Origin of the sequence: Actinosynnema sp. NPDC020468, from assembly GCF_040642015.1 — a bacterium.
Taxonomy (GTDB): Bacteria; Actinomycetota; Actinomycetes; order Mycobacteriales; family Pseudonocardiaceae; genus Actinosynnema.
Window position 1 is genome coordinate 39,950 of the sequence record NZ_JBFAEO010000045.1, and the last position, 22,960, is coordinate 62,909.

A 22,960-nucleotide genomic window follows, 5' to 3' on the forward strand; every position below is an offset into this window, starting at 1 on the left:
CGCAGCACCATGCCGGACGACGACATCGACGGGGGACGTCGAAAACGCCGCCGAAAACGCCCGAAGTGCGGAACCGGGCACCACGTCATGGGATTCAAGGGGGACGATCGATGCGACCGGACGACCTGACTTCACCTCCCGCGCCCACGGAAGGGGAGTTCCTCGACCTGATGAGCGCCTTTCCCACCGGGGTGGCCGTGGTCACCGCGAACGGCGACGACGACCAACCCGTCGGCGCGACCTGCTCGTCGCTGGCGAGCGTGTCGCTCGCCCCGCTGGTGCTGCTCGTCTGCCTCCGCGAGGGCAGGACGCTCGACGCCGTGGTCAACTCCGGCCGTTTCGCGGTGAACCTGCTGCGGGCGAGCGGTCGTGGTGCGGCCAGGTTGTTCGCCGCGCCCGCGGCGGACAAGTTCACCAAGATCCGCTGGTCGGCGTGGGGGCAGGACGGCCTGCCGAGACTGCTGGACGACGCCTTCGCGACGGCGGGGTGCAGGTTGCGGCGCACGGTGGAGATGGGCGACCACACGGTGGTGTTCGGCGAGGTCCGGGAAATCCGCCACCGGACCGGCGTCCCGCTGCTGTACGGGCTCCGCAAGTTCTCGTCCTGGCCCACGACCGACCTCGACGCCGCGGCCGCTCCCGCGCGGGCCGACCAGGACGGTGGGCCGCGGTGACGAACCACGACTTCGGCACCTTGTTGCGGCGCTACCGGACCTCCACCGGCTTGACCCAGCAACAGCTCGCGGACCTGAGCACGTTGAGCGTGCGGGCGATCCGGGACCTGGAGTTGGGTCACGCCACCAGGCCGCGCCGGGACACCGTCCGGCTGCTCGCCGACGGCCTGCGGCTCGAGTGGTCGAAGCGGGTCCGCCTCGAGGTCACCGCGGGCAGGCACGTGACCGACAGCGAACTCCAGGCCGCGCACGACGGGGGCGCCATCGTGCCGCCGGTGATCACCCGCGCGATGGTCGGCCGGGACCAGGAGTTCCACACCCTGGTCGACCTGCTGCGCCTGCGGAGGCACCGGTGGGTGACCGTGGTGGGTCTCGGTGGCGTGGGCAAGAGCCTCCTGGCCCAGGAGGTGGCCGCGACCATGCACCGGCAGCACCGGTTCTCGGTGCTGTGGCTGGCGGACAACCCGGTGGACGACGGCACCACCGCCGGGCTCGGCAGCCTGGCGAGCCTGCTCAGCGCACAGCTGGCCGAACTGCTGGTGAAGCCGGATTTCGACCTGGGGCTCGCGGCCAAGACGGTCGGCCCGCGCGACGCGCTGCTGGTGCTGGACGGCTGGGACAGGACCGTGCCGACGTCCAGGATCCTGGAACTGCTGGCCCTTCTCCCCCAGCTCCAGGTGCTCGTCACCAAGCGGGAGGTGGGAGATCCGGGACCGGATCTGGTGTTCCCCCTCGGGCCGCTCAGCGTGCCCTCCGAGGGCGACGAGGCCGATCTCGCCAGGCTGGCCGAGGTCGACTCGGTCCGGCTCCTGTTGCAGCACACGAACCAGGTCGGGCCGGGGCTGAACCTGACCCCGGACACCGCGCCGGCGATCGCCGAGCTCTGCCGGCAGCTCGACGGTCTGCCCGACATGCTGACCATGGTCGGGCAGTGGAGCCTGGTGTACTCGCCGGGGCAGTTGTCGGACCTGGTGGAACAGGACGTGCGCACGCTGGGCGGCGTCCCGGACACGTCGGAGGGCAAGGCCCCGCTGGAGGGGATGGACTCCGCCGTCGCCGCGCTCGGGCCGGACGAACGGCGTCTGCTCGAGAACCTGGTGGAGCTGGGCGGCCGGTGGTCGGTGTTCGACGTCGCCGAACACCTCGGTCGTCGGGTGGCCGAGGTCTCCCCGGACGTCCGCCGGCTGCTGCTGCGCGGTCTGGTGCGGAGGGTCGAGACCTCGACCACGGTCCGCTTCTCCGTCCTCAACCTGGTTCGGGCCACCAGGCTGCGCTGAGCGGGGTGTCGCCCGGGGGAAGGAGCAGCGGGTCGCGCTGCCCTTCCCCCCGGCGGTGATCACCCGGTCCACCACCACCGGGGGAGGCTCTCGTGCCACCGACGTCGGGACTAGGAGTGCCCGGCCACGGCACGTCGCCGATCGACGAGGTCCACAAGGGACAGGAGCGGTTGGGTGAGTGCCGTGGCGACGACCGCCATCAGCAGCAGCGCGACGAAGAGCGAACCCGTGATGATGCCCGCGCCCAGGCCCAGCTGGAGCACGACCAACTCGGTGAGCCCCTTGGTGTTCATCAACACCCCGACGCGCCAGGAACTCGCGGGCGGTGATCCGCCGAGGCGCGATCCGAGGTAGCCGCCGCCGATCTTGACCAGCACGGCGGACACCCCGATCACCACCGCGGGCAGCCAGCGCACGCCACCCTGCCCGCCCGCCACGGTCGACATCCCGGCGGTCACGAAGAACACCGGGACCAGGGACCGGCCGAACCGCGCGACCGACTCGACCGCTCGTCGCCAAGGTTCCCGGTCGACGGGGACCGCGAACCCGGCGACGACCGCACCGAAGATCGTCGTCAAGCCGACCTGCCTGCTCACCACGGCCGCCCCGATCGCGCCGACGGCGACCGCCGCGGCCGCCGCCAGGGGACGCGTGGCCACGAACCCGGTGATCCGGTCGCCTCGGAGCACGCGCCGCACCAGCATCGCCGTGACACCCGCGACCGCCATCGCGAGGATCTCGCGAACGGCACCCAGAAGGCTGCCCGCGCGCAGTCCCAGCGCGAGGGACAGCAGCAGGTAGCACACCACGTCCATGGTGACGGCCGAGGTGAGCGCCAACCTCCCCACGTCCGACGACATCAGGTCGCGGTCCACGAGGATCCGGGCCAGCACCGGCACGGCGGTGATCGCCGTCGCCACGGCCATGAACAGGACGAACGAGCCGGCGGACGCCTCGCCCCGCAACCCCTGGTCGCCCAGCCCGGTGACCCAGAGCGCCAACCCCGCTCCGACCGCCAACGCCGGCACCAGCGAGCACGCGGTGAGCCAGACGACCGACCGCGCCCCACCGGTCGTCCGGCGGGCACCCGTTTCCCCGGCCAGGCCGACCAGGAAGAGGGCGAGCCCGGCGTCGGCGACGACCTTCACCAGGTCGAGGACCTGGTCCGGCAACACCACCTCCAGCGCGGGCTCGCCGCCGACCAGGAGCACCGCGGGTGCCAGCAGCAGCCCTACGACGATCTCGCCGATCACCGGCGGCTGACCGAGGACCCGCGCGGCGACCCGACCCGCCTGTGCCACGAGCAGCACGGCGAGGACCACGAGGGCGACGTGCGCCACGACGGCCACCATCAGCGGCGGTGGAGTCGGCGCAGGTAGTCGTGCGTCGAGGGCAGACTTCCCAGCAGCTCGCGCTGCTTGCGCTTGATCTCCGCGAACGCGGGCTCGGCGGACCCGAGCACGTCGGGTCGAGCCGCCAGCGCGGGCAGCGCGTGGTCGGGCAGGAACCCCAGTCCGGCGAAGATGCAGTAGAAGTTGGAGTTGTTCCAGAAGTTGCGGAACTCCGCCTCGAAGTTCCCGTAGTAGGTCGTCTCGTCCGTCACCGGCATGTTCACCGCGAGGCCGGCCCGGTACATCCGGACCTTCTCCTCGAACTCAGGCGCCAGTTCCAGCGTCTTGCACGCCTGCCAGAACGGCGTGTCGTCGCGGGGCGCCAGGCTGAAGTGCCCCTGCACGAAGTCCCGCGAGTCGTCGAACATGGTCTCGATCTCGGCGTTGAAGCGGTCGGCCAGGATCGGCGCGAAGTTCTTGTCGGGGAAGTGCTTGGCCAACTGGTACAGCGCCGCCGTGATGAAGTAGATGCCGGTGGATTCCAACGGCTCCAGGAAGCACGACGCCAGGCCGATCGACACGACGTTCTTCACCCAGGCCCGCCGGTTGCGCCCGACGCGGAACTTCACCTGGTTCAGCGGGGTGTTCTCCGGGTCCAGGCCCCACATGGAGCAGAACTCCAGCGTCGCGGCGTCCCGGGACTGGAACCGCGAGGAGAACACGTAACCGGTGCCGAAACGGCCGAGCATCGGGATCTTCCAGGTCCAGCCGGACGACATCGCGATCGCGGAGGTGTAGGGCTCGACACCCTCGACCTCGTCGGCGTGGGGCACCTGGGCGGCCACGGCGCTGTCGTTGAGCAGGTGGTCGCTCATGTCCAGGAACGGTTCCCTCATCGCCTGGTTGATGAGCAACCCGCGGAACCCGGAGCAGTCGACGAACAGGTCGCCCTCGACGGTGCGGCCGTCCTCGGTCCTGAGGGCGGACACGTGGCCGCGCTGGTCGATCACGGCCTCGGTCATCTTGCCCTCGAGGTGGACGGCGCCCTGCTTGGTGCACGCGAACCGACGCAGGAAGTCCGCCACCAGGTTGGCGTCGAAGTGCCAGGCGTAGTTCGTCCACTTCGTGCCGTCCAGGAACACCGGCGAGAGCTTCCGATCCATGATCGGCCCCTCGCGGTAGCACGCGTAGTCGAACGGCTCGTCGGTCTGGCCGTCGAGCACCTTGTGCGTCCAGTAGTGCGACAGCGGCCGGTTCTCGTGGTTCGGCAGCAGGCCGAACAGGTGGTAGAAGTGGTCGGTCGTGCCCCGGTAGGGCCTGCCGGTCGCCTCGCCGACGCCGGGCGTGCGCCAGTTGAGGAACTTGATGCCCATCTTGAAGCTGGCGTTGCACTCACGCATCCACTCCTCCTCGGCGATGCCGAGGAAGTCGAAGAACGTCTTGTGCAGGTTGGGCACGGTCGCCTCGCCGACGCCGATCTTCGGTATCGAAGGCGCTTCCAGCACGGTGATGGTCACCGCCGGCCCGAGCGCCTTGCCCAGGTAGGAAGCGGCCATCCAGCCGGCGGTACCGCCGCCGAGCACGACTACGTTCTTGATCCGCTTGTCCGTCATGTCCGAGCAACTCCAGTGATCTAGGCGAACGTGGGGGAGTTCTCCGGCTCCGAGGCGGGCCTCACGAGCCTCATTTCACCCAGGACCACCCGGCCGAGCGCAGTGGCCGGGTCGGCCAGGTCGAACGGCAGGTCGAAGTGGTTCCGGTGGTCGATCACGAGCTGTTTCACCCGCGGCGAGCGGCCGACGGCCGCCCGGGCGAAGTCGTCGTGCTGCCTCGCGAACTCGCTGGTCTCCACTCCTCCCCTGGCGACGACGAGAGGCGGCAACCTGTTGCCCAGCAACCGGATCGGGCTGTTGCGCACCGCGGCGTCGTCGTCCAGGCCGAGCGCGTCGTTGACGTAGGACCGGCGAACGGGCAGCAGGTCGTACACCCCGCTGAGCAACGTCGCGCCCGCGAAGACGTCGGCCGGTTCGGGCTTTCCGGGCGGAGCGGGCCGCAGCAGTGCCATCGCGACCAGCTGGGCGCCGGCGCAGTGACCGCTCACGTGGACCCGACGCGGATCCACGCCCAGCTCCTCGGCGTGGCCGACGAGCCACCACAGGGCGCGCCGGACCTGGTCGACGATCGTGTCCAGGTGGTGTTCGGGAGCCAGCCCGTAGCCGACCGCCGCGAACGCGGCGCCGGCCGCGACGAACCCCTCGGCCGCGAACGCCGCGGAGTCCTTGCCGAGTTCCTGCCAGTAACCGCCGTGCACGAACACCTGGAGCGGCGCGCCGGGTTCGGTGGAGGGGAAGAAGTCCAGCCGCTCCGCCGCGCCCGGGCCGTAGGCCAGGTCGGTGCGCACCTCGAGTGCCTCGCGCACGGCGGCGCTGGCCTCGGCGTAGTCGCGCAGGAGTGCCGGGAGGTCCTCGACCCGCGAACTCGGCGAGTACTCGCGATCCAGTTCGCGCTGGTCGAAGGTGCGGTAGACGAGCGGTTCTGAGGACACCGACATCTCGTTTCACGAGCGGGGAGGGATCAGAGGGCGGAGCGGGCCGACCAGAGCTCGGGGAAGTACCGGGGCCGCGGGCCCGAGCGGAGCCAACGCACCCCGTCGGAACCACCGCTGCCCGGCTTGGAACCCATCAACCGCTCGACGGTGAGCACGTGGCGGTCGTGCCAGCAGGTGTAGCGGAAGCTGACGTCCACGAGCGCCTCGGCCAGGACGTGCAGCGACCGGTACCGGTCCGGTTCCCGGTAGACCTCGGCCCAGGCGTCCTCCACTTCCTGCTGCGGCCGGTATTCGTCCGCGTAGTCGTAGTCGAGGCATTCCGGAGGCAATGTCGGACCGTGCTTCGACAACACTCGGAGGCCCGCGTCGTAGACGCTCGGCGCGCGCAGTGCGCGATCGACCCGTTCGTACGCCCACGGCACGGGCCGGTGCGCCTCGGCCATCCGCCGCGATTTGTTGCCGAGCACGAATTCGAGCTGCCGGAAGGTGAAGGACTGGACCCCCGACGCGACTCCGAGCTGATCGCGGAAGTACGTGAACTCGTCGGGCGTGATCACGCTCAGGGGTTCCCACGTGGCCTCGAGCAGCCGCAGGTGGCGTTCGACGCGGTGCAGGCGGTGGACGGCGTCGGGCAGGCGGTCCAGCAGGAGCAGGTCCCGCGCGCGGTCGACTTCGGAGAACAACGTCGTGAACAGCAGTTCGTGGATCTGCCCGAGCACCAGGAACGAGGCTTCCGCCGGTTCCCCGGTCCGCGGGTGCTGCAACTGGAGCAGAACGTCGAGGTGGAGGTAGTCGATGAACGGCGTGCTCGGCCCCGCACCGCTGCCCTGCCCGAAATCGAGTTGGGGCAGTCCACCGTTGCGTTGAGCGCGCTCACTCCGGTCGACCTCGGAACTCGGCTCGAACGGACGGGCGCGACCAACCGGCTCAAAAGCCACTGCGGTTCTCCTAGGGTCCGGACGATCCGTGGAATCCGACCGTAGCCGTCGAACACACCCCGAAAAGGCAGAAACAACGGCAGGTACGCGGCACGCGGAACGTCCGGGCGGACCCGCGCAAGTGCCTGTCTCCTGCCTATTCGAGTTCCGCCGGCGATACCGCGGCCCACCTACTGTTCCGTTGTCGTGAACCGCGTCCAGAATCGGCGAGAGGTGGGATCCTTGACCAGCCGGCCCTCCGACCAGCAGGCGCACACCCTGTTCGAGGCACAGGCGGCGCGAACGCCGGCGGCACCCGCGGTGTCCTTCGAGGGGACCACGCTCAGCTACGCCGAACTCGACGAGGCCGCGAACCGCCTGGCCGACAGGCTCACCGCCGCGCCGGCCGCGGGGGAACGGTTGGTCGCACTCGCGCTGCCGCGATCACCGGACCAGGTCGTCGCGATCCTCGCCGTGCTCAAGTCGGGAGCCGCGTACCTGCCGCTCGACCCGCGACAGCCCGCCGACCGACTGGCGCACATCCTCCGCGACGCCGAACCCGCGCTCGTGCTGACCCGGAAGTCCGAAGTGGACCGTCTGCCGGTGACCGACGTGCCGGTCCTGCTGGTGGACGACGTGCCCGCCGGCGGGACCGCGTCCGCCGGGGCGCCCACCGACCGCGCGCCCGCGGACCGGGCCGCGTACGTCATCTACACCTCGGGGTCGACCGGCAACCCCAAGGGGGTCGTCGTCACGCACGCCAACCTCACCCGCCTCTTCGAGCAGTGCGAACGCTGGTTCTCCATCGGACCTCACGACGTCGTGCCGATGTTCCACGCCTACAACTTCGACTTCTCGGTGTGGGAGTTCTGGGGCACCCTGCTGCGCGGCGGCCACCTGCTCCTCGTCCCGGACCGCACGACGCGGAACCCGCGGGACCTCCTGGCGATGCTGGTGGAGGAGGGCGTCACCGTCCTCGGCCAAACCCCCTCCGCCTTCCACCAGCTGATGAGCGCCGTCGTGGACCTCCCCGAGCTCGCCGCGCGGCTGCGGCTGCGGACGATCGTGTTCTGCGGGGAGGTGCTCGACTTCCGCCGGGTCGCCGAGTGGTACCGCGTCCGCCCGGCGGCCCGCCCGCTGCTGGTCAACATGTACGGGCCCACCGAGGCGACGGTGTTCGCCACCGGACTGGCGCTCGACCGGTCGGTGGTGCGGGACGAGTCGGTCAGCCTCATCGGCTCCGCCCTGGGCGACCTGGTGGCGCACGTCCTCGACGAGCGGCTGGCGCCGGTGGAACCGGGCGGGAGCGGCGAGCTGTACCTCTCGGGGCCGGGGCTCGCGCGCGGCTACCTCAACCAACCCGCGTTGACCGCGCAGCGGTTCGTCGCCGACCCCGCCGGTTCCGGCGGGCGCGCGTACCGGACCGGGGACCTGGTCCGACTGGACCACGGCGGAACCCTGGCTTTCCTCGGCCGCGCGGACGACCAGGTCAAGATCCGCGGCTTCCGGGTGGAGCCGGGCGAGGTGGGCGCCGTGCTGAGGAGTCGGCCGGACGTCCGGGACGCCGTCGTCCTCGCGCGGGCCGCCGGCTCGACCGAGGCGCTGCGGCTGGTCGCGTACGTCGTGCCGGCGGACCGCGACCTGCCCGGCTCACCCGGTCATTCGTCCTTTGTGGACTCCGTCTTGGACACGGCGCGCAACCGGCTGCCCCGGTACATGATCCCGTCCCAGGTGGTGCTGCTGAAGGCACTGCCGCTCAACGGCAACGGCAAGGTCGACCGGAAGGCCCTGCTCGACACCGAGGAGTCCGCCGGGTCGACCTCGCCCCGCACGCCGGTCGAGGACGCCCTGTGCCGCCTGTTCGCGGACGTGCTGGGGCTGCCCGCGGTCGACCCGGGCCACGGCTTCTACCGGCTGGGCGGTGACAGCATGGCGTTGACGAGGCTCGTCAACGCCGGCCGGAACGCGGGACTGGACCTCACCCCCGAGGAAGTGGACCGAGTGCAGACGCCGACGGCGCTGGCAGCGGCCCTCGTCGCCCGCGGGGCGACGACGAGCACCGACACCGTCGCCCACCTCCCCCTGACCGCGTGGCTCGCGGAGGACACCGACCGCGTCGAGCCCTTCGGCTCGGTCCACGAGGTCGACCTGGAGTCCGGTGTGGACGAACGGGTGGTCGTGGCGGCCGTGCGAAGCCTCGTGGAGCGGCACGAGTTGTTGCGCGCGTCGACCTCCCGGGGCCTGCGCGTCGCGGCCGCCGGTGAGGTCGACGCGCGGGGGCTCGTGACCCGGGTCGACCCGGCCGACGACCGGTCCCGCGCGGAGCACGTGGCGCAGGCACGCGCGCGGATCGGCACCGAGTCCACGGTGCGCGTGGTCTGGTTCGACCGCGGTCCGCACCGGACGGGCTCGCTGGCGCTGGTGGTGCACCCGCTCCTGGTCGACGCGCGCACCGGGCGGATCCTCCGGGAGGACCTCTCCTCGGCGCTCACCGCGCTGACCCGCGGCCGGGCGCCACAGCTCGAACCGGCCGCGCCGTACCGGGAGTGGATGACGGCCCTGCGCGGCAGGACACCGGCACCACCGCCCGGGAGTGGCCCGCCCGACCCGGCGGCGGCGGGGACGCGATCGGTCCGGGAGCGGTTCACCGCCGCCGAGACCGGGGCACTGGAGGACCGCGCCCAGGCGTGGGGCTGCGACCTCGAGGTCCTCGTGCTCACCGCGCTGGCCGCGGCCTTGCAGGGGCACCTCCGGACGGGGCCGACCGTCGTCGACGTCGAGCAGGACGGTCGGACCGAGGCGTACGCCAGGACGGTCGGTCGGATGTCGACCCTGCGCCGGATGACCCTGGCCCCGGGCACCCTGGCCGCGGACACGACACCCGCGCGAGCGGTGCGCCGGGTCGCGGAGGAACTGCGGAGGAGCCCGGCAGGCGGTGTGCACCGGTCCGAGGCCGTCGTGCACTTCCGCTACCACGGCCCCTGCCCGGACACCGCGGCGGAACCTCCGCGGGTGGGCGCGCGGTACGCGCTCGAGGTGGTCGTGGCGTTGGCCGGAAACGGCCCGCGGCCGGTCCTGGAGGTCGCCCTCGCCCGTTCCGGGCCGGAGTCGCCCGACTTCGCGCCGCGGGAGGTCGGCGTCCTGGTGCGCTCGGCCCTCACCCTGTTCTCCGACCGGGACCTCCACCCGGCCCGGGAGTCCCTCTCCCCCGCCGACGTGCCCCTGGTCACGGTCTCCCAGCAGGACATCGACCGGTTCCACTCCGTCATCAGCGACGTCGAAGGACTTTCGGAATGAGCGCCAACCGGATCACCGACATCCTTCCGCTCACCCCCATGCAGGCCGGCTTGTGGTTCCACGGGACCTTCGACCGGGACGCCGCGGACGTGTACGTGGTGCAGGTCGCCCTCGACCTGGAGGGCGACCTCGACAGGACACGGCTCAGGGCCGCGGCGGCGGCCCTGCCCCGGCGCCACGACAACCTCCGCGCCGCGTTCCACCAGAAGCAGTCCGGCGAACCCGTGCAGGTGATCGCGGCGGAGGTGGACGTGCCGTGGTACGATGTCGACCTCGGCGACCGCGACCCGGTGGACCAGGCCGTGGAACTGGCCGGGCTCGCGGCGGCGGACAAGAAGCGCCCGTTCCGGCTCGCCCGTCCCCCGCTGCTGAGGTGGACGCTGATCCGGCTCGGCGGTGACAGGCACCGGCTCCTGTTGACCTGTCACCACATCCTGCTCGACGCGTGGTCGATTCCCCTGCTGCTGAACGACCTCTTCGCCTTCTACCGGGGTGCCGGCCGGGCGCTGCCCGCGGTGCGGCCGTTCCGGGACTTCCTCGGCTGGCTGGCCGGGAGGGACCACGACGCGGCCAAGGAGGCGTGGCGGCAGGCGTTGCGCGGGCTGGACCGGCCGACGCTCGTGACGCCCTCGACCACGAGCCCCGCGCCGATCTGGACCCGGAGCACCGAGGTGACCCTCACCGCGGAGCTGACCCGCTCGCTGGAGGACTACGGCCGCCGGTACGGCCTGACGCAGAGCACGGTGGTGCAGGGCGCGTGGGCCGCGGCCGTCGGCCACCTGACCAGCAGGCAGGACGTCGTGTTCGGCGTGTCGGTCGCGGGGCGGCCGCCCGAACTCGACGGTGTCGAGGACATGGTCGGGCTCTTCATCAACACGGTTCCGGGTCGCGTGCGGCTCGACCCGGCCCGGCCCGTCCACGCGGCGCTGCGGGAGAGCCAGTCCAACCAGGTCAGGATGACCGCGCACCAGCACCTCGGGCTGACCGAGATCTTCGAACTGGGCGCGCTCGGCCCGCTCTTCGACACCATGACCATCTACGCGAACTTCCCGTTCGCGCTGGGCCCGTTGCCCGTCGACGTGCCGGGGTTGCGGGCGTCGGTGGTGTCGGTGTCCGACGGCGGGCACTACCCGATCGGGCTGTTCGCGGTGCCGGGCGAGCGGATGCACCTCCAGGTGGACTTCCGGCCGGACGTGTTCACCCCGCACACCGCGGAACGGGTCCGCGACCGGGTCGTGCTGTTCCTCGAGGAACTCGCGCGGCGGCCGGACGATCCGTTCGGGCGGTTGAGGATGCTGCCGACCGGCGAGGTGCTGGACCTGGCCGCGCGCGCGGCGGGTCCGACCACGCCGGGTTCCGACCGCACCGTCGTGGACCTCTTCGCGGAGCAGGTCGCCCTGCGCCCGGACGCCGTCGCGCTGGTGGCGCCGGACGGCTCCGAGCTCACCTACCGGGCCTTGGACGAGCGCGCCGAGCGGATCGCCCGGGTGCTCGGCCGCCACCCGGTGGGCCCGGACCGGATCGTCGGGCTCGCCGTCACCCGGTCCTTCGACCTGTTCGCGGCCATGCTCGCCGTGCTGCGCACCGGGTCCGCCTACCTGGTGCTCGACTCGCGGTACCCGGCCGAGCGAATCACCTGGATGGTCGCCGACGCGAACCCGGTGGTCGTGCTCACCGCGGGCGAGCCGTCCGCCGCGCTGCGGGACTCGGGTGTCGACCTCGTCGCCGTCGACAGCGCTCCCCGCGACGGGGACGCGGTGCCGGCCACCCGACCGGTCAGGTCGAACCTGGCGTACGTCGTCTACACCTCGGGGTCCACCGGCGTGCCGAAGGGCGTCGCGGTACCGCACAGCGGGGTCGTGAACCTGGTCGGCGCGTTGCGGAAGGTCCTGTCCGTCGACAGCTCCAGCCGTCTCCTGCAACTGGCCTCCCCGAGTTTCGACGCGTCGGTGTGGGACGTCTTCGGAGGTCTGCTCTCCGGCGCCGCGGTGGTGTTCGCACCTCACGACCCGCCGCTGGGTCGCGAACTCGCGGAGTTCGTCACGGCCTCGAAGGTCACCCACGCGGCGTTGCAGCCCGCGGTCGTGGCGAACCTGCCCGCCGGGAGCCTGCCCGCCGACCTCACGCTCATCGTCAACGGCGACGCCTGCACGCCGGAACTGGTGGCGGAATGGGCTCCCGGCAGGCGGATGTTCAACGGCTACGGCCCGACCGAGACGACGGTCGGGGTCACCGCCGCCCTCTGCGCGCCGGACCCGACGGCGACGAGCGTCCCCATCGGGCTGCCGTTCGACAACTGCGTGATCCACCTGCTCGACGGTCTGCTGCGCCCGGTGCCCGACGGCGTCGTCGGCGAGGTCTACATCTCGGGCGCCGGTGTCGCCCGCGGCTACCTCAACCGTCCCGACCTGACCGCGACGCGGTTCGTCGCCGATCCCTCCGGGCGTCCGGGAGCGGTGATGTACCGCAGCGGGGACCGCGCGCTCCGAGGCGTCGACGGGCAACTGCGGTTCGAGGGCCGCGCCGACGGGCAGGTGAAGATCCGCGGGTTCCGCGTGGAGCCCAGCGAGGTCGAGGCGGTGCTGGCCGGTCGTCCCGGCGTCGCGCAGGCCGTCGTGGTCGTGCGGGAGGACGAACCGGGTGAGCGGCGGCTGGTCGCCTACGTGGTCCCGACCCCGGGCGGCCCCGCGGTCGTCGCCTCCCTGCGCGCGCAGCTGTCCGAGGTGTTGCCGGAGTACCTGCTCCCCTCCGCCGTCGTGGAGATCTCCGAGATCCCGTTGACGATCAACGGCAAGGTCGACCGCGCGGCGCTGCCGAAGCCGGCGACCGGGAGCCCCGTCCCCGCGAGCCCGCCGGGCTCGGCGCACGCGGAGATCGTCGGCAACCTCATGGCGGACCTGCTCGGTGCGACCGCGGTCGGGGCGAACGACGACTTCTTCGCGCTGGGCGCGCACTCCCTGATGGCGGTTCGCCTCATCGCGCGCATCCGCGACGTCTTCGGCGTGACCTTGACGGTGCGCGACGTCTTCGAGGAGCGCAGCCCGGCGGCGCTCGCCGCCCGGTTGACCGCGGCGACGAGCGGCGGCGACGGGGAGCCGAGCTCCCACGACGGGCCCAAGGAGGACGTCGTGACCTCGCACGCCCAACGACAGCTGTGGTTCCTCGACCAGCTTGACGACTCCGGGTCGGCCTACAACATGCCGGTGGCGTTCCGCGGCACGGGCGTGCTCGACCTCCACGTGCTCGCGGGTGCCGTCGACCACGTGGTCGACCGCCACGAGAGCCTCCGCACCCGGTTTGACGACGCCGGCGGCATCCCGGTCCAACGGATCCAGCCCCCCGAGGCCGGGCTCGTCGTTCCCGAGGTGAGCGACCTCGCCGAGGCCGACCTGGCCGAGGCGACGGCCGAGGCGGTCGCCCGGCGGTTCGACCTGCGGGCGGACCTGCCCCTGCGCGTCCACGTGTTCCGCACCTCGCCGGACGACTTCGTGCTGCTGCTGGTCCTGCACCACATCGCGGGTGACGGCTGGTCGCTGGGAAGGCTGATCCGGGACCTCGGCGAGGCGTACGGCGCGCTGATCACCGGTGACCGCCCCGAACGCCCGGAGCTCCGGGCGCAGTACGCCGACTTCGCGTCGTGGCAGCACGAGGGACTCGGTGACGAGAGCGATCCGGACAGCGTCCTGTCCCGACAACTCGCCTTCTGGGGTCCGACGCTGGCGGGCGCGCCCGAGCAGTCGGACCTCCCGACCGACCGACCGCGTCCGGCCGAGACGAGCTTCCGCGGCGCGCAGACCCAGCTGGTGCTCCCTCCCGACCTGCACCACGCCCTGCGCGCGGCGGCCAGGACCCACCACTCGAGCGTGTTCATGGTCCTCCACGCCGGTCTGGCCCTGCTGCTGGCCCGCTTGGGCGGGCATTCCGACGTCGTGATCGGCACCTCGACCGCGGGCAGGCCGGGCGAGCGATTCGACGACGTGGTCGGCCTGTTCATGAACACGGTCGCCCTGCGGACGGACCTGTCCGGCAACCCCACCGCGGCCGAACTGCTCGAGCGGGTCCGCGATGCCGACCTCGCCGCGTTCGCCCACCAGGACGTGCCGTTCGGCCGGGTGGTCGACCTGGTCGACCCCGAACGCTCGGCGGGCCGCAACCCGCTGTTCCAGGTCCTGCTGGAACTGCACCACCAGTACGGCTGGGAGCTCGCGCTCTCCGGTTCGGACGTGGTGCACCACCCCGTCTCGGCGCCGGCGGCGAAGGTCGACCTCGCCTTCGCGTTCATGGAGCGGGTGGACCGGGACGGCACGGCCGCGGCGCTGGAATGCGTGGTGGAGTACTCGACCGACCTGTTCGACCTCGAGACCGTGCGGGCCGTGCTCGGCCGGTTGGTCCGGGTGCTCACGGCGATCACCGCCGACACCGACGTGCGGGTGGGCGCGATCGACGTCCTCGACCGGGCGGAGCGCCACCGGATCCTCGAGGAGTGGAACGACACGGCGGTCGCCTACCCCGAGCGGACGTTCGTGGACGCCTTCCGGGCGCAGGCGGCCCGCACCCCGGAGCGGATCGCCGTCCGGTACGCGGCGCGCCACGCGAACGCCCTGACCTACGCGGAACTCGACGCGCGGTCCGACAAGCTCGCCGCGCACCTGGCCGGGCTCGGCGTGCGGCGCGAGGCGTTCGTGGGCATCTGCGTGGAGCACAGCCCGGAGATGTTCGTCGGCATCCTGGGAATCCTCAAGGCCGGCGCGGCGTACGTGCCTCTCGACCCGACGAACCCGGCCGAGCGGACCGCGTTCATGCTGTCCGACACGGGCGCGCGGATCGTCGTCGCGCAACACCACCTGACCGGCGCGCTGCCCGCCGACTTCTCCGGTCCGGTGGTGCACGTCGACACCGACTGGCCCGCCATCGAGCAGTCCGGCGCGTCGGGACCTCCGGAGGCGCCGACCGGGGCGAACCTCGTGTACGCGATGTTCACGTCCGGCTCGACCGGGCGGCCCAAGGGTGTGCTCGTCTCGCACGACGGCCTCGCCAACTACCTGTCGTGGGCCGGGGACTGGTTCGGCGTCGTCGGCCGCGACACGCCGGGTTCGGCGGGCGCGGTCGCTCTCGGGTCGATCGGCTTCGACCTGTCGATCCCGAACTTCTTCCTGCCCCTGCTCGCCGGCGAGGACGTCGTGCTGATCCCGCAGGACGACCACCTCGACGCGCTGGCGTCGCTCCTGGTCGACCGGGTCGACTTCAGCCTGCTCAAGATCACACCGGGGCACCTGGACGCCCTCCGGGCCAAGTTGCCCGAGGGAACCCGGCTGGACTCCGTGCGGACCTACGTCGTGGGCGCGGACGAGGTGCGGCCCGAGACGGTGGCCGCCTGGCGGCGGATCGCGCCCGACGCCCGCGTCATCGACGAGTACGGGCCGACCGAGACCGTCGTCGGCTGCTCCGCACACGAGATCGGCGCGGACTTCGACCCCGACAGCCCGGTGCCGATCGGCACGCCGATCGCCAACACCCGGATGTACGTGCTGGACCGCTTCCTCCAGCCGGTGCCGGTGAACGTGACCGGCGAGCTCTACATCGCGGGAGCGGGCGTGGCGCGCGGATACCTCAACCGGAGCACGCTGACGGCGAGCCGGTTCGTGGCCGATCCGCACGGGCCGGCCGGGACCCGGATGTACCGGACCGGTGACCTGGCGCGCTTCCGCCCGGATGGCGCGCTGGACTTCCTCGGCCGGCTGGACGACCAGGTCAAGATCCGCGGCTACCGGATCGAGCTGGGCGAGATCGAGGCCCGCCTGCTGACCCACCCGAGGGTCAGCGAGGCCGTGGTCGTCGCGGTCGCCGACGCGAACGGTCGCAAGCACCTCTCCGCGCACGTCGTGGAGGACCGGGCGGGGGCCGACGGGGCGCTGGACGACGTCCTCGCCGACCACGTGGCGGGACTGCTGCCCGACTACATGGTGCCGCGACGGTGGACCGCCCACACCGCACTCCCGCTCACCGCGGCGGGGAAGATCGACCGCAAGGCCCTGATCGCGACGGCCGTGCCGGACACCGCGACGATCGTGCCGCCCACCACTCCCGCCCAGTCCGCGTTGTGCGACCTCTTCGCGGAGATCCTCGACGTGCCGCTGGTCGGCGCGGGCGACAACTTCTTCAAGCTGGGCGGCGACAGCATCGTGTCGATGCAGCTGGTGAGCCGGGCGCGACGGGTGGGACTGGGCATCACGGTGCGGGACGTCTACGCCTCGAGCACCGTGGCGGACCTCGCGGGACGGGCGGTGCGGCTGGCGACGACCGTCCGGGCGGAGGCCGAGAACGGTTCCGGCGTGGTGCCGCTCACCCCCGCGGCGAGGTGGCTCGGCGAGCAGCGCGGTCCGACGGACACCTACAACCAGGCCGTCGTGGTGCGCACGCCCGCGCGGCTCGACGAGGCGGGCCTGCGCGCGGTGCTGACCGCCCTGTTCGAACGGCACGACCTCCTGCGGGCGCGGCTGGTTCGCGACGAGGAGGGGGTGGCGCGGGAACTCGTGGTCGACCCGCGAGTGGACATCGCCTGGGACGCGGTGCTCGACACCGTCGACATGGCGCGGGAGGAGTCGCTCGACGCCGCGCTCCAGGAGCACGGTCCGAGGGCCCAGGCGGCGTTGGACCCGGTGTCGGGACGGATGGTGCGCGCCGTCTGGTTCCGCGCGGAGGACGGGCCGGGGCACCTGCTGCTCATGGCGCACCACCTGGTCGTGGACGGGGTGTCCTGGCGCGTCGTGCTCGGCGACCTGGCGGCGGCGTGGCAGGAGGTCGCCGCGGGGAGGCGACCCGAACTGGAACCCGTGCCCACGTCGTTCCGCGGCTGGGCGGAGAGGTTGGTGGCCGAGGCGTCCCGACCGGAGCGGGTGGCGGAGCTGGCGCGCTGGCGCGACGTGCTCACCCCGCCGGCACCGCTCGCCCCGGAGTCGACCCTGGACCCCGCTCGCGACGTGGTGGCCTCGCTCCGGTCGCTCGACTTCCACCTGTCCGTCGCGCAGACCCGAGCGTTGTTGACCGACGTTCCCGCGGCGTTCTACGCGAGCACCGAGGACGTGCTGCTGACCGCGTTCCTGGCGGCGAGCGTGCGGTGGCGGGGCGGCTCCGGCACGGCTCTGCTGGTCGACCTGGAGGGCCACGGCCGGGAGTTCGTCGCGGACGGCCCCGACCTGTCCCGAACGGTGGGCTGGTTCACCGCCGAGTACCCGGTCCGCCTGGACGTCGGCGACCTGGGCTGGGGGGAGGCGGAGGTGCCCTCGTTGGGGACGGCGGTGAAGCAGGTGAAGGAGCTGCTGCGGGAAGCCCCCGACAACGGCATCGGCTACGGCCTGCTGCGGTACCTCAACGCCGAGTCGGCCGGACCGCTGGCCGACGCGCCCACCCCCCAGGTCGGGTTCAACTACCTCGGGAGGTTCGGTGCCGGCGCGTCCGGGGACTGGACCGCCGAGTGGGACCGGGTCGTACCCGGCAACGGCCCCGACCCGGCGATGGCCCTGCGGCACGTGCTGGAGGTCGAGGCCCTCGCCGTGGACGGTCCCGACGGACCGCGGCTGAGGTTCGAACTCCTGTGGCCCGCCTCGGTACTGGCCGAATCGGACGTCCGCGCGATCGCGGAGGGCACCCGTCGGGCGCTCGTCGCCCTGATCGACCAGGTCGACCTGCACCACGTCGGCGGACACACCCCGTCGGACCTGGAGTTGGTGCGGTTGGACCAGGACGAGATCACCGAACTGGAAGACCTCTTCCGCGACCCGGCCTGATCGGCCCGTCGGACGGACACGAGCACGACGAGCAGAGGAGAAGCGATGACCACGAACCCGTTCGAGGACGAGGACGGCCGATACGTCGTGCTGGTGAACGACGAGAACCAGCACTCGTTGTGGCCCTCGTTCCTGGAGGTGCCCGCGGGCTGGACCACGGTCCACGGCGAGGACACCAGGGACAACTGCCTCGAGTACGTGTCCACGCACTGGGAGGACATGCGCCCCAGGAGCCTGATCGACCAGATGGAGCGCTGACCCGTGGCATCACGCGGTCTCGAAGGCGGCCGGTTGCCGCTCTCCTACGCGCAGCAGCGCCTGTGGTTCCTCGACCAGATGGACGACACCGGGATCCCGTTCGACATCCGGATGGCGTGGCGCCTTCCACCCGACACCGACCCGCGAGCGCTGCGCGCGGCCTTCCGGGACGTCGTCTCCCGGCACGAGGTCCTGCGCACGGTGTTCAGCACGCACGACGGCACCCCGTTCCAGGAGGTGCCGGACCCGGACGCGGCCGTGGTCGACTTCCGGCACGAACAGCCCGCCTCGGTGCAGGACGCCCTGCGCGCCCTCGCCGCGGAGCCGTTCGACCTGGAGTCGGGACCGCTGCTGCGCGCCCGGCTGTTCTCCGAGGGAGCGCGTGGGCACGTCCTCGTCGTCGTCCTGCACCACATCGCCGGCGACGCCTGGTCGCTCGGCCCGCTGACCCGCGACCTCGCGACCGCCTACGGGGCCAGGGTCGCCGGGAGGGAGCCGGAGTGGCCGCCCCTGCCGGTGCAGTACCGCGACTACACCCTGTGGCAGCGCGGGCTCCTGGGCGACGAGACCGACCCGGACAGCGTGCTGTCCCAACGGCTCGCCCACTGGATGCGCGCGCTGGCGGGTGCGCCCGCCGAGGTGGGTCCGCCCGCCGACCGACCGCGTCCGGCGGTGCCGAGCGGGGTCGAGGGCTCCGTGCACCTCGACCTGGACGCCCGGCTGCACTCCCGGCTGGCCGCGCTGGCGAACGAGCACAGGGCGACCCTCTTCATGGTCGTGCACGCGGGGTTGGCCGCGCTGTTGACCCGACTCGGCTGCGGCACGGACGTGGTGGTCGGCACGACCATCGCGGGCCGTGACGACGTCGTGCTGGACGACCTGGTGGGGTTCTTCGTCAACACCCTGGTGTTGCGCGTCGACCTCTCGGGCGACCCGACCTTCGGCGAACTGGTCGATCGGGTCAGGCACGTCGACCTGACCGCCTACAGCAACGCGGAGTTGCCCTTCGACCGACTGGTCGAGGCGATGAACCCGGCTCGATCCACCTCCGGCCACCCGTTGTTCCAGGTCATGCTCGAGGTGGACGGCGACCCCACGACGACGATCGGGCTGCCGGGCGCCGAGCCGTACGACGTGGACGTCGAACCGGGCCACTCGCGGTTCGACCTCACCCTGGGGTTCCAGGCGCACCGGGACGAACAGGGGCGGCCGGCGGGGTTGCGCGGCCGGATCGACTACTCGGTCGACCTGTTCGCCCGTTCGACGGTGGAGGGGCTGGCCGCGCGGCTCGGCAGGCTGCTCGCCTCGGTCGCCGACGACCCCGGCGCGCGGATCAGCTCGATCGACCTGTTCTCGGCCGAGGAGCGCGACCGGATCCTCCACCGGTACAACGACACCTCGCTGGACCTCGGTCCGACCGGAACCGTGCACGCCGAGTTCGAGGAACAGGCGCGGCGCGCTCCCGGGGCTCCCGCGATCGGGGCCGACGGCGTCGCGTTCACCTACGCGGAGTTGGACCACAGGGCCAACGGCCTCGCCCGGCACCTGCGCGACCTCGGTGTGGCGCCGGGCGACCTGGTCGCCGTGGTGATGGACCGCTCGCCCCACGTCGTCGTGGCGATGCTGGCGATCATGAAGGCGGGTGGCGCCTACGTGCCGATCACGCCGGGAACTCCGGAGAGCAGGGTGCGGGAGATCCTGGAGGACACGCGTGCCGAGGTCGTCCTGGTCGACCGCGCGGGAGAGTCGGCGCACCGGTTCGACGGCCGGACCGTCGTGGTCGTCGACGGTGTGGACCTGTCCGGGTACCCGGGGACGCCCCTCGGCGTCGCGGTGCCGGGAGCGGCCCTGGCCTACGCGATGTACACCTCGGGTTCGAGCGGCAGCCCCAAGGGGGTCGCCGTCACCCACGACAACGTGGTGGCCTTCGCCCGGGACCGCTGTTGGGACCCGGACCGGGGTCGCCGGGTGCTGGTGCACTCCGCGAACTCGTTCGACGCCTCGGTCTACGAGGTGTGGGTGACCCTCCTGTCCGGGGGGCAACTGGTGCTCGCCCCGGCCGGGCCGGTCGACCCCCGCGCGCTGGGCGACACCATCACGAAGCACCACGTCACCGCGGCCTACCTCACCACCGGGCTGTTCAACCTGATGGCGGAGGAGTGCGTCGAGCCGCTCGCGGGGTTGGCGGAACTGTGGACCAGTGGGGACGTCGGCTCTCCGACCGCGGTGCAACGAGTCCTGGACCAGTGCCCGAACACCCTGCTGGTGCACGGTTACGGACCCACCGAGACCACGGTGTTCGCCAGCTACGAGAGGTTCGGACCGGACCGGCGGCAGGCCCCGTCGTTGTCGCTGGGCGTCCCGATGGCCAACACGACGATGTACGTGCTGGACCACCGGTTCGCGCCGGTGCCACCGGGTGGCGTCGGCGAACTCTACGTCGGTGGATCACACGTCGCGCGCGGTTACCTCAACCGGCCGGGCGAAACCGCGGCGCGGTTCGTCGCCGACCCCTTCGGCGGGCGTGGCGACCGGCTCTACCGGACCGGCGACCTGGTCCGGTGGAACGCGAACCGCGACATGGAGTTCATCGGCCGGGCGGACGGCCAGGTCAAGATCCGCGGGTTCCGCGTCGAACTGGGCGAGGTCGAGTCGGCCATCGCCCGGCACCCGCTCGTCAGCCAGGCCGTCGTCACGGCGTTCGACGGCGGGGCGAGCGGCAAGCACCTCGTCGGCCACGTGGTGCCGGCGCGGAGCGGGCTCGACGTCGCCGAGGTGCGGCGCTACCTCGCCACCTCCGTGCCGGACTACATGGTCCCGCGCGACCTGGTGCTGGTGGACCGCCTGCCGCTCAACACCAGTGGGAAGGTCGACCGCAAGGCGCTGAGCGCGGTCACCTCCACGCGTCGCTCGGGCGCGGGCTCGCCCCGGTCGCCGCGGGAACAGGTGCTGTGCGAGGTGTTCGCCGAGGCGCTCGGCCTCGACGCCGTCGGTCCGGACGACAACTTCTTCGAGCTGGGCGGGCACTCGCTGATCGCGGCGAAGATGGTGGGGCGGATCCGGTCGGTGCTCGACGCGGACGTGGGCATCCGAACGCTGTTCCAGGCTCCGACTCCGGCCCTGTTGGCGAACAGCGTGGCCAGGGACGACAGGCAGGCGCTCGAGGTGGTGCTGCCGCTGCGGCCGGGAGGGACCCGCGCGCCGCTCTTCTGCGTGCACCCCGGATCGGGGCTCGGGTGGGCCTACGCCGGGCTCCTGCGCGGGCTGGACGCGGACACCCCGCTGTTCGGCATCCAGACCCGGGGTCTCACCGAGCCGGAGTGGCTGCCCGCTTCCCTCGAGGAGATGGCCGACCACTACCTGGAGCAGTTGCGCACCGTCCAGCCGACCGGACCGGTGCACCTGCTCGGGTGGTCGTTCGGCGGCCTGGTGGCGCACGCGATGGCGGTGCGGCTGAGGGAGAAGGACGAGGAGGTGGGTCTGCTCGCGCTGATGGACTCCTACCCGCCCGGCCCCGACCTCGACAAGGGCCTGCCGACGCGGCAGGACGTGCTGGCCGTGCTGCTCGGCGAGGGAGCAGGCGACCCGGGCACCGACCGGAATCCGCCACTGGACCTGGTCGTGCGACGCGCCAAGGAGAACGCGGTGCTGGCGACGTTCGCCGACCGGGAGGTGGCCGCCCTGGTCGGCACCGTCGGGAACCACCTGCAACTCCTGCGCGGCCACCGGCCCGGGGTGTTCGACGGCGACGTCCTCTTCTTCGCCGCGACCGCCGGTCGGACCGACGCCTCGGCGTCACCGGAGCGGTGGCTCGACCACGTCGGCGGCCGACTGCTGGTGCACGACATCCCCTGCCGCCACTGGGAGATGTCGGGCAGCGCCGAACTCCGGACCATCGGCGGGATCGTCCGCGACCGCTTGGAGGCGCGGTGACCGAGCGCACCGCCGCGCGCCACACCGCGGCCGCCGTGCCCGACGACCCGGTCGTCGGGCACGGCCGGGCGTCGGTCGGCGTGCACCACGGGGAAATCCTCCAGGGGGCGTTCGAGGAACGCGGCGAGGTCCACCGGGGTCTCGTCACGCTGCCGTGCGACCTGTACTCGGTCACCGCCACGTACTCGGTCGGCGGCGGCGACGAGGTGACGGTGGTGCCGCCGTGGAAGCACAAGGCCCGCCGGGCGGCCGTCGCGACCCTCGCCGCGCTCGACCGGCGCCGGTGGGGCGGTGTGCTGCGCCTGGGCAACCAGGTGCCGCCGGCCCGGGGTTTCGGCTCGTCCACGAGCGACGTGGTGGCCGCCATCCGCGCGGTGCAGAACGCGATCGGCGACGAGTTGACCCCACCCGAGGTGGCCAGGCTCGCCGTGCAGGCCGAGACCGCGTCGGACTCCCTGATGTTCGACGGTCTCCCGGTCCTGTTCGCGCAACGGCGCGGCATCGTCCTGGAGCAGTTCGACGCGCCGTTGCCCGCGATCACCGTGCTGGGCTTCGGGACCAGCGTCGACGGCAGGGGGGTGGACACCCTCGCCCTTCCCCCGGCGGCGTACGGCCGCAGGGAGGTGGAGATGTTCTCGCACCTGCGGAGAGGACTCCGCCTCGCGTTGCGCGAACGCGACGTCACGTTGCTCGGCCAGGTGGCGACGGAGAGCGCGATGATGAACCTGCCGCACCTGCCGATCACCGGTTTCGACCGGATCCTCCGCATCGCCCGCCGGTGCGGCGCGAGTGGCGTCCAGACCGCGCACAGCGGCGACATCGCGGGTCTGATCTTCGACGGCCTCGACCCCGACCTGGCACGGCGCATCGCCCTGTCGGAGGAACTGCTGCTGGCGGCGGGCGTCGAACAGACCTGGCAGTTCTCGACCGAAAGGTGA

Annotated in this window: 11 protein-coding genes; 7 read left to right on the forward strand and 4 right to left on the reverse strand. The window is 72.2% G+C overall.

Features of this window, described 5'->3' with window-relative positions:
* The first annotated feature begins 170 nt into the window (after positions 1 to 170).
* Positions 171 to 674, forward strand: coding sequence for a flavin reductase family protein (locus AB0G50_RS27510; RefSeq protein ID WP_360113735.1), 504 nt, complete (start codon positions 171 to 173; stop codon positions 672 to 674).
* On the forward strand, positions 671 to 1,951 hold the full coding sequence (locus tag AB0G50_RS27515; protein WP_360113737.1) for a helix-turn-helix domain-containing protein: 1,281 nt from the start codon (positions 671 to 673) through the stop codon (positions 1,949 to 1,951). Before AB0G50_RS27510 ends, AB0G50_RS27515 begins: the two co-directional genes overlap by 4 nt.
* 110 nt (positions 1,952 to 2,061) lie before the next feature.
* On the opposite strand, the gene AB0G50_RS27520 is transcribed toward AB0G50_RS27515, so the two are convergent.
* From AB0G50_RS27520 to AB0G50_RS27535, 4 genes are read right to left on the reverse strand one after another with little or no spacing between them, the layout of a single operon-like run.
* Complete coding sequence (locus AB0G50_RS27520; RefSeq protein WP_360113739.1) at positions 2,062 to 3,291, reverse strand: cation:proton antiporter; 1,230 nt, start codon at positions 3,289 to 3,291, stop codon at positions 2,062 to 2,064.
* An 11-nt stretch (positions 3,292 to 3,302) separates the two neighbouring features.
* Positions 3,303 to 4,895: a tryptophan halogenase family protein gene (locus AB0G50_RS27525; protein ID WP_360113741.1), complete on the reverse strand. Its 1,593-nt coding sequence runs from the start codon at positions 4,893 to 4,895 to the stop codon at positions 3,303 to 3,305.
* Between the two features lie 20 nt (positions 4,896 to 4,915).
* Positions 4,916 to 5,827 carry an alpha/beta hydrolase gene (locus AB0G50_RS27530; RefSeq protein ID WP_360113743.1) on the reverse strand — a complete coding sequence of 304 codons (912 nt, stop codon included), beginning with the start codon at positions 5,825 to 5,827 and terminating at the stop codon, positions 4,916 to 4,918.
* A 29-nt stretch (positions 5,828 to 5,856) separates the two neighbouring features.
* Positions 5,857 to 6,768, reverse strand: a complete 912-nt coding sequence (locus AB0G50_RS27535) for a tryptophan 2,3-dioxygenase family protein (RefSeq protein ID WP_360113745.1) — start codon at positions 6,766 to 6,768, stop codon at positions 5,857 to 5,859.
* Positions 6,769 to 6,990: 222 nt separating this feature from the next.
* On the opposite strand from AB0G50_RS27535, the gene AB0G50_RS27540 reads away from it, so the two are divergent.
* From AB0G50_RS27540 to AB0G50_RS27560, 5 genes are read left to right on the forward strand one after another with little or no spacing between them, the layout of a single operon-like run.
* Entirely contained in the window at positions 6,991 to 10,044 is a 3,054-nt protein-coding gene (locus AB0G50_RS27540; RefSeq protein WP_360113747.1) for an amino acid adenylation domain-containing protein, read from the forward strand.
* Positions 10,041 to 17,831 carry an amino acid adenylation domain-containing protein gene (locus AB0G50_RS27545; RefSeq protein ID WP_360113749.1) on the forward strand — a complete coding sequence of 2,597 codons (7,791 nt, stop codon included), beginning with the start codon at positions 10,041 to 10,043 and terminating at the stop codon, positions 17,829 to 17,831. The genes AB0G50_RS27540 and AB0G50_RS27545 overlap by 4 nt, the downstream gene beginning before the upstream one ends.
* Before the next feature lie 45 nt (positions 17,832 to 17,876).
* Positions 17,877 to 18,089, forward strand: coding sequence for an MbtH family protein (locus AB0G50_RS27550; protein ID WP_360113751.1), 213 nt, complete (start codon positions 17,877 to 17,879; stop codon positions 18,087 to 18,089).
* Between the two features lie 3 nt (positions 18,090 to 18,092).
* Positions 18,093 to 22,022, forward strand: a complete 3,930-nt coding sequence (locus AB0G50_RS27555; protein ID WP_360113753.1) for an amino acid adenylation domain-containing protein — start codon at positions 18,093 to 18,095, stop codon at positions 22,020 to 22,022.
* Positions 22,019 to 22,960 (forward strand): kinase, encoded by a 942-nt coding sequence (locus AB0G50_RS27560; protein ID WP_360113755.1) that lies wholly within the window; start codon positions 22,019 to 22,021, stop codon positions 22,958 to 22,960. Before AB0G50_RS27555 ends, AB0G50_RS27560 begins: the two co-directional genes overlap by 4 nt.